This is a genomic window from Anoxybacillus sp. LAT27 (assembly GCF_022030075.1).
Taxonomy (GTDB): domain Bacteria; phylum Bacillota; class Bacilli; order Bacillales; family Anoxybacillaceae; genus Anoxybacillus; species Anoxybacillus kestanbolensis.
Genome location: NZ_JAIWYK010000445.1, coordinates 199,391 through 212,389 on the forward strand (window position 1 = coordinate 199,391; position 12,999 = coordinate 212,389).

The following is a 12,999-nucleotide window of genomic DNA, read 5'->3' on the forward strand; positions in this document are numbered from 1 at the left end:
ACATAAAAACCCCCATCCAATGCTCATGCATCAGATGGGGGATTCGTTTTATCCGCGCAATGTGGCGCCGAATTGTTGTTCGACCGCTTTGATGACTTGTTCGTGAACGTTTGTTATTTCTTCATCTGTTAATGTCCGCTCTGGGTCATAGTAACGGAGCGAGAAGGCGATCGATTTTTTGCCTTCCGGGAGGCGGTCGCCCTTGTAAACGTCGAAAATCGTTACTTCTTTTAATAGCTCTCCGCCTGCTTTAATAATTGCTCGCTCGAGGTCACCTGCTACGATATGCTCATCAACGACAAGGGCGATGTCGCGCGTAATGGACGGGAAGCGTGGAATCGCCGTATAGCGAATGTCGGCTACTTCCGCTTTTAATAACGCTTCAAGATCTAGCTCAAATACATATGTTTCTTTTAAATCAAATTGTTTTTGCACGTTCGGATGAAGCTGACCGACAAAACCGACCATTTTTCCATCAAGTAAAATATCGGCTGTACGCCCTGGATGAAGGTGCTCGCGTTTTGCTTGCTTATATTCGATACGGTTCTCTAATCCTAGCAAGGCAAATAGACCATCTAAAATGCCTTTTGCAACGTAGAAGTCAACCGCTTTTTTCTCTCCTTGCCATAAATGCGCATGCCATACGCCTGTCAAGACGCCGGCTAACCGCTCTTTTTCGTTTGGCAACTCGTGTTCATTTGTTGCTAAATATACCGAGCCGATTTCATATAGCGCGACATTTTCGACTTGGCGGGCGCGGTTGTAGCTTGCCGCTTCTAGCAAGTGCGGCACTAAGCTTTGTCGTAAGACGCTGCGCTCTTCGCTCATCGGCAATGCTAAGCGAATTGGTGTAGCTGTTTCAAGCGCAAACATCGTCGCTTTTGCTTCGTTTGTGAGCGAGTACGTAATCGCTTGGAATAATCCCGCATCTTCTAAATAACGGCGCACGTGGCGACGCTTTGCTTGATATGGTGTGAGTTTCCCTGGCTTTGCTTCCCCGATCGGCAATGTCGCTGGCAAATGGTCGTATCCATATAAACGCGCCACTTCTTCGATGATGTCTTCTTCAATTGTAATATCTGCACGACGTGACGGAATAGTAATCATAAACGTGCCGTCATGTTCCGTAAATGTAAATTGCAAGTTCGTTAAAATGCCTGCGACTTCTTCTTTCGTAATTGTTGTGCCAAGCACGCGATTGATACGATCTAACGTAATCGTAACGACGACTTCTTTTTTTGTCAGTATCGGGGCGTGACAGGCACGCTGCACATGAATAATGCAACAGCCAGTTATCCATCGCTTACGCTATTCCGATCTTTCTTCGCCACCGCGGGGACGATCCGGATTCGACAGGGGTAGGTCGAGCTTAAGCGGCGAGCCGAGGGGGACGTCCTCGTAAAAACGTCACCTAAAGATAACTGGCAAACAAAACTACGCTTTAGCTGCCTAATTGCTGCAGCTAGCTCCTCCCGCCATCGCCCGCGTGGCGTTCGAGGGGCTCATATGAAGCGGGCTACGCCCAAATCCGCCGCCTGAGGATGAGGGAAGAGACGAACCAGGCTAGCCGCCGGGAGGCCTGTCGGTAGGCGGAACGGACGGCGAAGCGAAATATACCGACTACGCTCGTAGATGCTTAAGTGGCGATGCCTCTGGACGTGGGTTCGACTCCCACCGTCTCCATTTCCAACATCCGAACGGTTCGGATGCGAAATCGTGAAACCCTTGATGCGACCGTGTTTGCGGTCGTTTTTGCTTTTTCAAGAATCCGAAAGAAGCCAGCGAATGGGCGAAAATTTTGCGCGGATTTTGCACCGCGTTTTTACCTTGCATTGTATACCGAGTTCGACAGTGACTAAGTAAACAAAATGCCTCTCATCCCTTGAGGCCAAAGGGACGAGAGGCATTTGGGCATCCTTCCAGCGTGTATCTAGGCGCGAGGATGGATGCCTACAATCTTCGGAGGCGGCCTCAACTCTAGCGCCGCCAAGAGCTGCACTTGTCTATTCTAACCAAGGAATCGAGTCCATGTCGCCTTTTTGGTTTGGCTGTAAATTTATGTTAGCTAATTTGCTCACCTACAGTAGAGAAAAAAAGAATGCTGACAAAAATATTAAACCGATCGAAAATATGACTAATATTCCTTTTATAATGTTTACTGGCAACATTCTTAGGATTATATTTAAAAAATACATTATAACAACTTTATTAAAAGATTCTGGAGTGGGATCATTTATATATTCGTTCTGTTTATGAATCTCGTTATTTAAGTGCTTTATTGTCCAATAAAGAAGAGCTATCCCCGATAACAGCACCATACTTGCCGCAAATAAGATAAACATAACAACTCCTTTATATAATTAAAGTATTTTACTTTAATTTCTTTAAAAAACCTAGATATCCTTTAGCCTTATTCCAAATAGCGTTAACTAGTCCAGACCATGTGATAGGGTCTCCCCCTGCTGCTTGCAATAATATATATTCTTTTGCCGCATATGTGACATCCCAGGCAAACTGACCTGCTTTAGCTATTTGAGACTTGGTCATATAACTAGTTATTCCTCTACCATATATACCTATTAATCCCCCCGTAACAAATAAATTACCGAATTTTTTCCAATTAAATTTATTTATCCACGCACTCCGATTAAATTTATATTTTTTATAAAAGTCCCAAACCATTTGCCAAGTTGCATTTGCGCCCCCGCTTAGAAATGACAATACGATCCATGCATAGTTTCCATTTGGATCCACATACATTACCGGATTATTTTTCGTATACGCATACTGATTCAAACTTTGCGGCTCATTTTCAAACCCATGGAACGTATCTCTTGTAATAAACCGTCCCATATTCGCATCATAATACCGCGCCATTAGGTAGTATAGCCCGGTTTCCCCATCGTAATAATACCCGGCATAACGGTATGGGTTCGCTGTTGCCATCGCACCGGTTTTGGACAGAATGTTACCCCATGCGTCATACTCGTATTGGGCGACGACATTTCCGCTTGCGTCCGTCAATGCAACGACATCTCCATGACCGTTCAAATGATAGTAGTAAGTGGCTCCGGCTTTCGTCATCGTGACCGGGCGGCCCAATGCGTCCCACGTATATTCCGCTGTGATGTTGTTGTTGGCGTCTGTTTCATCCGATAAACTAAGTAATACGTATCATTCCCTAAAAACAGATCCATGATGCCAATACTAGCATCATGGATACCCATTACTTAGAGAAATGGACGAGCCATTCCATATATTCCAACTACAACACATAATAATCCGCCAACAAAATACAAAATTTTAATCAACCAAAAATTAAAAGATATAGGCAATGGGGTTATATATTTAAGACGACTAAAAGTTTTGCTATGAAAAAATCTTTGTCGTGTTGTGTAAAAAAACATCCAAATCCCAAAAATTCCAACTGAAAAATTAAATATAGACCAGTAAAAATCCTCCTCCATTAAATTCTACTCCTTTATTTCATTATATTTTATAACCATTTTTTATATTTTTCATATATTTTTTTTACATAAGGCTTAGCAGTTGCCCATAAAATTCCTACATTGTTATTAAACATTGATAAAATTTGATTCTCGGTGAAAGAGCCGGCACTAAAATCCCCAAAATTAGAGACCAAATAAGCAGCTGGTGCTAAATGTCCTGCTAGAAACTTCTCTGCAACTTTGCTGAGTTGTCCCGCTTTTGCGAGTTTTGAAACTATTCCTCCTCCTATAGCACCAGTAGCAGCACCTTTAAGAAGCTCTACTGCAAACTTTTTCCCACTAAAATGTTTAAAAGCATTTCTAGTTCCATATTTTGCAACAAGCTCTGCAACATAACCTACTGCATTAATAAAAACACCGACCAATGCCTCTGCTACGATTATAGGAATGTGCCCACTCGGATCCACATACATTACTGGATTATTTTTCGTATACACATACTGATTCAAACTTTGCGGCTCGTTTTCAACCCCATGGAACGTATCTCTTGTCAAGAATCGCCCCATATTCGCCTCATAATACCGCGCCATTAGGTAGTATAGTCCGGTTTCCTCATCGTAATAATAGCCGGCATAACGGTATGGGTTCGCCGATGCCAGCGCACCGGTTTTGGACAGAATGTTACCCCATGCGTCATACTCGTATTGGGCGACGACATTTCCGCTTGCATCCGTCAATGCAACGACATCTCCATGACCGTTCAAATGATAGTAGTAAGTGGCTCCGGCTTTCGTCATCGTGACCGGGCGGCCCAATGCGTCCCACGTATATTCCGCTGTGATGTTGTTGTTGGCGTCTGTTTCATACAACAGACGAATCGAGTCGCCATCGTAGTGATAGTAAGTCGTACCGCTTGATGTTGTTTTGCTGATGCGTCTTCCTTGATGGTCATACGTATAGGTTGCGATCGTAGTGCCCGATGCGTTTTTTACTTGAATGAGACGGTTTTCGTCATCATACACAAACGTTTTGTTGCCGTTGTTCGTTAAATTGCCATTGGCATCGTACGTGTACGCTTGTCCGTTGACGGCTGTTAATTGGTCGGCGGCGTCATACGTGTATGTTGTGGTAATCGTCGTCGTTCCATTGTTTACGATTTTCTTCGTACGGTTCCCGACAGCATTGTATTCGTTCCATGGGAGAGGACATGTACAGATACCAATTCTAAAAATATTCTAGTAAGTTGTTCTCTAAAACGTACCCGTTCTCCCAAGTACCAACAAGTAAATATTGGTCATCGTTACTAAATTCAGCAAAACAAGCATATGGAATTTTTTCAATTAATATGGTTTTTAAATCCTCATATCTCAAGATAATTACACTTTCATTATAAGTCACTACAATAAACCTACCATCATTTGATTGATGAAGGTATTGGAAATATCCAATGTGTTCCATAGGAGAATCATTGTCAATGATGTGTCCTCTCTTCAAAATCTTTTTAAAGTCTGAGTCTACTAAGATTATTTCATAACCGTTTACCAAGATGTAGACGTCATGAATGGAGTCGAAAATGACAGAGTCCCAAATTAAAATTTCCGGGTGACTTTTTAACTCAATTGACTGCTTGTTAATTGGTTCCTTAACTTTAACAATTTTATTCTCTCTATAACCCGTTTCGTTATTTACATAACTTAATGTAAATAAATGATAATTTCTATTTTTGAGGAATTGATTATAGTAAATAAGTGTAATGGCGTTTTTAAATTCTGTGAGTATCGTGTATTCCCCTGAATGAATGTTAATAGTTCCAATTTGTTGCCCATCATTGGTTTCTAGAACAGAAAGAATCATTAAATTATCTTGGGTAAAATTAGTATCTCCTTCAACCAACTTAAAAGATTTTTTCGATTGGATCTTTTTTACCAACTGGAAGTTCGCAGTGTTATAAACATATATAGTACCTGTAGTGCTTTTAATTAATAAATATTTATTGTTTTCAGAGAACCTCATATCACTTGGATAATTAGGTTTGTTTAATTCAATAATTTTTTCCCAAGTCGTTAAATCATAAACAATCGTCTTACTATCCATATTATGACATAAAAATTTATTATCTCCTGACAGTCTTATACGGTAAGAAGTTTTTAGTTTTTTTATTAGATTCATTTGAAACATGTTTTGATCCCTCCTTAACCGAGGACACTAATAGTTTAAGTTTTGATTTAGGTATAATCTTTAACTTCTAAATGGTTAAGAATATAGAGATTAACATGGAGTAACGGGTATGATGGATTTTGTCTACTGACGTTTTTCTTTTCTATAGTCATACCTGCAGTGGCTCCACGTTAATCTCATTTGCATGGTTATGCTAATAGGCTATAATCGGCCCATTCTGAAAAATCAACCTAGTTTCACCATTAGAACGGTGAAAAGAAACTCTTTGTTTTTAACCATACTTTAATTGCATCAAGAGCTGCAATTACTCTTTTTCTGTTTGTTTTATAACTGTACTTTTTATTATAGGCATAATTCATGATGTGGTGCTAGTATAGTTTTATGGACAGCTTTTAGTTAACTCTCTATCATAAAAGATAAGAGAGGAAGTGTCCGATATGAAACAAAAAAAGAAATATAACGACGATTTTAAGAAGACAATCGTTGAACTCTATCACACGGGTAGTTCGGTGAGTGCGTTAAGCAGCGAATATGGCGTATCTGAAGTGACAATATACAAATGGATTAAGGCTTTGACCCCAATCAGTGAGGAAACGGGGAGCCTAACCCCTAAAGACATCGCTGCGATTCAGAAAGAAAATCTTCGCATGAAACAGGAGATCGAAATCTTAAAAAAGGCTATGGCCATATTCGCCAAAAAGTAACGGACAACGAGCTCATCGATTTGATTCATGAACAAAAAGAGAACTATCCCATTCAAGTGATGTGTGAGGTACTTGACGTTCCTAGAAGTACTTACTACCAATCCTTGGAGCATATGGAATCGAATCGTGACCGTGGGAATAGGCAACTCACGGAAGAGATCCATCGAATTCACAAGGAGAGCAAAGCACGCTATGGGGCTCCAAAGATTCATCAATCCCTCCTTAAGGAGGGATACGCCGTGAGCCTTAAACGTGTTCAACGGCTGATGAAGAAGGCAGGAATTCGATCCATCACAGTGAAGAAGTTCCGTCCGCAAAAGGGTCAAGGAACGATCATGGAACGCACGAATCACCTAGAGCAAGATTTTACAACTACCACCATTAATGAAAAATGGGTGGCTGACATCACCTATATTCATACGCTTAGGGATGGCTGGTGTTACTTGGCGTCTGTCTTAGACCTGCATTCTAAAAAAATTGTCGGATACTCTTTCTCTCGTTCCATGACAACAGACCTTGTGCTTCAAGCTCTACATAATGCAGTGACAACGCAACATCCTGATCCTGGCCTCATCATCCACACAGATCTAGGAACACAGTATACGAGTGAAGCTTTTGAAAGAGCAGTTAAATCCTACGGGATGAAGCAATCATTTAGCCGTAAAGGATGTCCATATGATAACGCTTGTATTGAATCCTTCCATGCGATTTTAAAGAAAGAAGAAGTCCATCAGGTTAAGTATCTTGACTATGATTCTGCTAAACGAGCTCTATTTCAATATATTGAGGGCTGGTACAATCGTAAACGTATTCACAGCCATTTAGGTTACAGAACTCCACAAGAAGTAGAAGATCAAGCACGTCAGTCAGCATAACGAGTTAACTTTTTTCTGTCCAATATATTGACTCAGGTCCAATGTTATTAATTGTTTCATAGTATTTATTTGTATGCAATCTTCTATGCAGCCCTGTTTTAATGCTAATTAAGTTTTGAGGATTATTTACATTGAGACCGACCTTGCTCAATACATTACGAGCTGGTTGTGCTTTTTTGGCCTTTTGTGCGACTATATGATGTAACTCATATTTAGATCTATAGTTCGGTTTTGTTTTTACTCTAGCAAAACTTTGATCAATTAATTCTCCCACAGCATCAAGTGCCTTAATTGCATAATAAACTAACGCAGTGCCTAAAACTGCCACTGCCGCAGCATAAGCTGCAGGAATGAGCATGGCAAATTGCCCATCAGGATCTATATTCACTACAGGGTTATTATTAGCATAAGCATATTGATTCAAACTCTGCGGATCATCCTCAAACCCATGGAACGTATCCCTTGTAATAAACCGACCAATGTTCGCATCATAATAACGTGCCATGAGATAGTATAATCCAGTTTCTTCATCATAACGATAACCAGCATAACGATATGGGTTAGACGAAGCCATCGTGCCTGTTTGCGAAATAATATTTCCCCAAGCATCATACTGATACTGTGCCACAACATTACCATTTGCATCGGTTAATGCCGTGACATCACCGTGACCATTTATATGGTAGTAATAAGTTACCCCACCCTTGGTCATTGTAACTGGGTTTCCTTGGTAATCCCACGTATACTCCGCCACGATGTTATTGTTGGCATCTGTTTCATATAGCACTTGGTTCGAGTCACCATCATAGTGATAATAGATGGTTCCGCTTGATGTTGTTTTGCTGATGCGTCTTCCAAGCTGATCGTACGTGAAAGACGCGATGGTTGTACCAGATACATTTTTTACTTCAATGAGACGGTTGTCATCATCGTACACAAATGTCTTATTGCCGTTGTTCGTTAAATTGCCATTGGCATCGTACGTGTACGCTTGTCCGTTGACGGCTGTTAATTGGTCGGCGGCGTCATACGTGTATGTTGTGGTAGTAGTCGTTCCATTATTTACGATTTTCTTCGTACGGTTCCCCACAGCATCGTATTCGTACGTGATGGTCGTCCCGTCTGCTAGTGTTTCTTTTGTCAACTGATTCAACGCATCATATTGATACGTGATCGTTCCATTGTTGGTTTCCACACTGGTAATGTTGCCATTGGCATCATAGCTGTAGTTGAAGTAATTTAAGACATTGCCGTTCGCGCCAAAGTTTTTAATCGATTTTAACTGGTTGGCATCATTATACTCGTAGGCGGTATAGGTGCCATTCGCATGGATTATCGAACAGTGCCAGGCACTGTTCGCCAATATCGATTCCCGCTTTGATCGCTGCTCTTCTGCTTTCCACCGCGCTGCATAAGTCCGGCATGTTGCCGGGATGAGCCGCTGTTTTCATGTATAAATGCCGCCGCTAATCCGGAATCATAACTTCAAAAACCGGATAACGGAGGAACAAGATGAAAAAACGGCTCGCTTTTTGCTTTTCGCAGGGCTCTTCTCCTTGCAGTCCATTCATGCTTTGGCCCGCGATGAGTGGATGGAAATAGCGAAAAAGTTTATACCACCCAACACTGTTCTTGCAGATCCCGAATCGATCGAGCTGTATGATTTTGATCAAGACGGGCGCAACCAAATCGTGGCGACATTCCAACTTCAAGCGGGCGAACCGCCTTCCCGCTCCAAATTCGGAGCGATTGCATTGAAAAAACAGAGGCAGGCTGGCAAAAAGTATGGAAGACCGAAATAGTAAATGACTCCGCCTTTCGTCATCATCACTAGGCGGCCCATATATATTGCACTACCATTTTTTATTGGCACCCGCTTCGTCACATAAACCAAGTGACAGATACTCATCCTATAAAACACCCCCAGCTGCATTTTACGCAGTTGGGGGATTCTATACAATATTATTTCATAAAAGACAAGTGCCCGCTCCTAATTTCTTGGTTTACCAATCCGATAATTTTAATAACTTATATACTTCCTTATCATGAAAGTCTGATTCAGAAATTTGTAATATATCTATAAGTCTCTGAATTCCCCCTATCCACATGCGATCGTCATCCTCAGCTGCTTTTATTAGCGAAGCCTCTATATGTGGAACTATCACACTTTTATCTATACTCTTCAATATCTCTATCGCTGTAGGGACACCAGGCCAATTCATATCTTGCATTAACTCTATTAAGCAGGGTATCGCCAGCCTATTTCGTGGGTATCCAATTTTATTTAAAACTTTAACCGCATTCTCCCAACAATGCTTCTCGGTATCTTGTATTAACAAAGGAGTGTATTCATCATCAATTGTTGTTAACTCCCTTATTGCAGATAGTTGAACTTCTTGGGGCATATTCCAACTCAAGTTTTTCATCAATCTTTTAACTTCACTAAGTTCCATTAAAATTCATCTCCTACTATTTAACTTTCACAGAAAGGGCCTGCAATAATTTTGTATATTCATGTGGTCTAGTATTAGCATTTTCCCTTGAGTTTATCCATCCCTGCATTTTCTTCATATTTACTGGTCTCACTGACACATGAGTTTTACCATCTTTTATTGCTACTAGTTTTCCTGTTGCATTAATGGCCTCAATAGTAGTTGCTGTATATGGTCCAGATAAAGGCTTTACTGTAGTATAGGATAGCCCACTAACATCTTTTGGTCTTGGAGTTAAATTAGTGCCGTTTCCACTTCCAGTACGATAAATAACTGTTGGGTTTTTCCTATTAAATTTACGTTCTAAAACACTGACTATCTCATTTGCTGCAACATATGCAATCACTATTGCGGTTGCCTCAACAGCGGCTGCTGTTAGCCATGAAATTGATACACCTGCTAATGGAACTAAAAGAAAAGCGAAGTGACCATTTATATCCACATATATAACAGGATTATTTTTAGTGTAAACATATTGATTTATACTAAGCGGCTCATTTTCAAACCCATGGAACGTATCTCTTGTAATAAACCGTCCCATATTCGCCTCATAATACCGCGCCATTAGGTAGTATAGTCCGGTTTCCTCATCGTAATAATACCCGGCATAACGGTATGGGTTCGCTGTTGCCAGCGCACCGGTTTTGGACAGAATGTTACCCCATGCGTCATACTCGTATTGGGCGACGACATTTCCGCTTGCATCCGTCAATGCGACGACATCTCCATGACCGTTCAAATGATAGTAGTAAGTGGCTCCGCCTTTCGTCATCGTGACCGGGCGGCCCAATGCGTCCCACGTATATTCCGCTGCGATGTTGTTGTTGGCGTCGTTTCATCCGATAAACTAAGTAATACGTATCATTCCCTAAAAACAGATCCATGATGCCAATAAGCATCATGGATACTCATTACTTAGAGAAATGGACGAGCCATTCCATATATTCCAACTACAACACATAATAATCCGCCAACAAAATACAAAATTTTAATCAACCAAAAATTAAAAGATATAGGCAATGGGGTTATATATTTAAGACGACTAAAAGTTTTGCTATGAAAAAATCTTTGTCGTGTTGTGTAAAAAAACATCCAAATCCCAAAAATTCCAACTGAAAAATTAAATATAGACCAGTAAAAATCCTCCTCCATTAAATTCTACTCCTTTATTTCATTATATTTTATAACCATTTTTTATATTTTTCATATATTTTTTTTACATAAGGCTTAGCAGTTGCCCATAAAATTCCTACATTGTTACTGTAGATGAGCAATTTTCATTACAACATTTTCCATTAACAAAGAGACAAACAGGGTACCCCTTAGGCGACATGGAGCTGTTTTTTGACAACATCAATGGCAATATCTTGCTTCGCCGCGTTGTAAATGAACTCAATCAGGCTATGTCCTTTCCGAGTCCGAAGAAGGTCCAGCCCGGCAGAGATGTCTTTGTTGGGATTCCGCTATGCTGTACACGCAAGCCAACAAAACGGTCACCCCATACCGTTTCACCGCCCGAATGTGACGAACGCGGTATCCATCCAGCTTCAGTTGCTCTTTCGCCTGCCAGAAAAAGCATTCGATCGTCCAACGCTGGGCATCGTAACGCAAGATCTCTTCATCGCCTAGCTCCCGATCGGTGCTCAAGACGACATGGAAATGTTCCAGCGTCATCGGCTGATCCGACTTCCAAGACAGCAGCACCAATACGTCATCGAGGCCATGGATCGCCCCCTCATAGCGATACACGCGGTAACGCTCCTGACCCACCGTGACGAGGCGGGTGTCTTTTGGCTCGATATGGCGGGCAAACGACTTGGCTTGGACCCCGATGCCTTTCGGGTAGAGAATCCGGTTCGTCTTGAGCATCGCGATGACATGGAATCCCTGTTTCAGGCAGGCTTCGATGAGTTCCTGGACGGATACCATGAATCCATAAGCACATACACCGGACGAGCCCGTTTTCCTTTGAGCGAGGAAAGCATCTCGATCGCCAGGTCCATTTTGCTTGTTTCCGCCTTCTTGTCATACAAGCGGAACGCGAACGGAAACGCTTGCGTGAAGGTGTGCACCATCAGCCAAATGAGCGAATGCCCCCAGACCATTTGATGATCTTTATGGGAGTAATGCCAATCACATCCTTGAATGACGTGCGTGGCCCGTGACGAAGGCTTCGTTTTTTGGCAAATCGTATCATCAATTGAAAGGAAAAGGGGCTGATTCGTCCGTTTGGCTAGGCGTTCGATCTGGCGAAGAACCCACTCTTGAAGCTTCTCAAGCAGCCTTTCCTCGTTCCAAGGGCTTTTCGTGAAAAAGTGGCTGAGCGTGGTTCGATGATTCGGATGAAAACTCCAGTGATGGACATCGGTCAACGTTCCCGAAAATCTCTTGGTAGTCAAGGCATCGACAAGGTGAACGAGATGCTTCCAAACCGGTTTGGAGATATGCAAGGCCAACCCCAACATCATGAAAAACTTGTGGATTCCTTGATGATACGCTAATCTATTCATAAAACATGAACCTCCTTGTGGGTAGTTGGTGGCACATCTATTCTAACCAAGGAGTCTGGTTCATGTCTCCTTTTTTGTTTGATTGTAAATTTATGTTAGCTAATTTACTCATCTACAGTCAATATGTTATTTTAGGCGATTTTTCGATTTCTACTGCTGGATGGCGAATCTGCTGGCCCCCCTAATTACATCTATATAGTATCATCAGCTAGAATTCCAAAAACAGTAAATATATGAATCCAATTACAATACCTAATCCCAACAAAAATAAAAATATCCTTCTAATTATAGGAGGGAAAAGTTTATAAATCATCATAAGAAAAAAGTCAGAAACATCTGTTGGTGTTCCAGAGGAAGACTCTTTAATTTTTACATTAGATCCAAAAATAGATAGCCATATTAAAGACAACCCTATTAAAATAAAAATGATTGACATCAAGGTTAATTCCATTTTTTACACCATCCTTATGGCTAATTTATTTAAATCTAAAAATTTCAATCAAGGGGCATTTCAACCATTTTTAACTTAATCATAATATGGCACATTAAATTATTAGTTCATTAAATCAAATTCCACTTTGCGAACTAAGTGTGTTTCCTAAAAATTAAATATTCCGTTTTCTGAATTCAATTTACCTTCAAAGCACTTCTTTTTCTCAATCAAGAGATAGATCTACAAAAGTTCATGTGCTGGATGAGAAACTGACTATACCCGAACGCTTCTTTGTTACTCACACTTTACAAAATCACATTATAGTGTGTATAAAACATTCCTTCCCAAAATCATGGCA

7 protein-coding genes, 1 other RNA gene and 3 pseudogenes are annotated in these 12,999 nt (G+C 41.0%); 3 read left to right on the forward strand and 8 right to left on the reverse strand.

Annotated features, from left to right (window positions below; all coding sequences use genetic code 11):
• Positions 1–48 precede the first annotated feature (48 nt).
• Positions 49–1,245, reverse strand: a pseudogene (locus LD028_RS16620) (phenylalanine--tRNA ligase subunit beta); the annotation flags it as partial.
• 89 nt (positions 1,246–1,334) lie between these two features.
• Between LD028_RS16620 and ssrA the strand changes: the two are divergent.
• Positions 1,335–1,686, forward strand: a transfer-messenger RNA (tmRNA) gene (gene ssrA / locus LD028_RS16625).
• Between the two features lie 684 nt (positions 1,687–2,370).
• Here the strand turns inward: ssrA and LD028_RS16630 are convergent.
• From LD028_RS16630 to LD028_RS16640, 3 genes and pseudogenes are all read right to left on the reverse strand, one after another.
• Positions 2,371–3,141, reverse strand: a pseudogene (locus tag LD028_RS16630) (RHS repeat-associated core domain-containing protein); the annotation flags it as partial.
• Positions 3,142–3,496: 355 nt separating this feature from the next.
• Entirely contained in the window at positions 3,497–4,681 is a 1,185-nt protein-coding gene (locus LD028_RS16635) for an RHS repeat domain-containing protein (protein WP_483298148.1), read from the reverse strand.
• Positions 4,674–5,627, reverse strand: coding sequence for a YncE family protein (locus tag LD028_RS16640; protein WP_006324175.1), 954 nt, complete (start codon positions 5,625–5,627; stop codon positions 4,674–4,676). Before LD028_RS16640 ends, LD028_RS16635 begins: the two co-directional genes overlap by 8 nt.
• A 437-nt stretch (positions 5,628–6,064) precedes the next feature.
• Here LD028_RS16640 and LD028_RS16645 point away from each other — a divergent pair.
• Positions 6,065–7,206 (forward strand): IS3 family transposase gene (locus LD028_RS16645; protein WP_370642778.1). Its coding sequence is split into 2 segments (ribosomal slippage): positions 6,065–6,305 and positions 6,305–7,206, totalling 1,143 coding nucleotides; the frame shifts between segments, so codons are not numbered across the junction.
• A 4-nt stretch (positions 7,207–7,210) separates the two neighbouring features.
• Here the strand turns inward: LD028_RS16645 and LD028_RS16650 are convergent.
• Complete coding sequence (locus tag LD028_RS16650) at positions 7,211–8,569, reverse strand: RHS repeat-associated core domain-containing protein (RefSeq protein ID WP_237812425.1); 1,359 nt, start codon at positions 8,567–8,569, stop codon at positions 7,211–7,213.
• A 94-nt stretch (positions 8,570–8,663) separates the two neighbouring features.
• Between LD028_RS16650 and LD028_RS16655 the strand changes: the two genes are divergently transcribed.
• The gene (locus LD028_RS16655; RefSeq protein WP_006324205.1) at positions 8,664–9,008 is read left to right on the forward strand and encodes a hypothetical protein; all 345 of its coding nucleotides are present in this window, start codon (positions 8,664–8,666) and stop codon (positions 9,006–9,008) included.
• 201 nt (positions 9,009–9,209) lie between these two features.
• On the opposite strand, the gene LD028_RS16660 is transcribed toward LD028_RS16655, so the two are convergent.
• The 3 genes and pseudogenes from LD028_RS16660 to LD028_RS16670 all read right to left on the reverse strand — a co-directional run bounded on the left by LD028_RS16660 (position 9,210) and on the right by LD028_RS16670 (position 12,208).
• Positions 9,210–9,659, reverse strand: coding sequence for a DUF5071 domain-containing protein (locus tag LD028_RS16660; protein ID WP_052023561.1), 450 nt, complete (start codon positions 9,657–9,659; stop codon positions 9,210–9,212).
• A 16-nt stretch (positions 9,660–9,675) separates the two neighbouring features.
• Positions 9,676–10,515, reverse strand: a complete 840-nt coding sequence (locus LD028_RS16665) for an RHS repeat-associated core domain-containing protein (protein ID WP_483298309.1) — start codon at positions 10,513–10,515, stop codon at positions 9,676–9,678.
• Between the two features lie 505 nt (positions 10,516–11,020).
• Positions 11,021–12,208, reverse strand: a pseudogene (locus LD028_RS16670) (IS701 family transposase).
• Between the last annotated feature and the right edge of the window lie 791 nt (positions 12,209–12,999).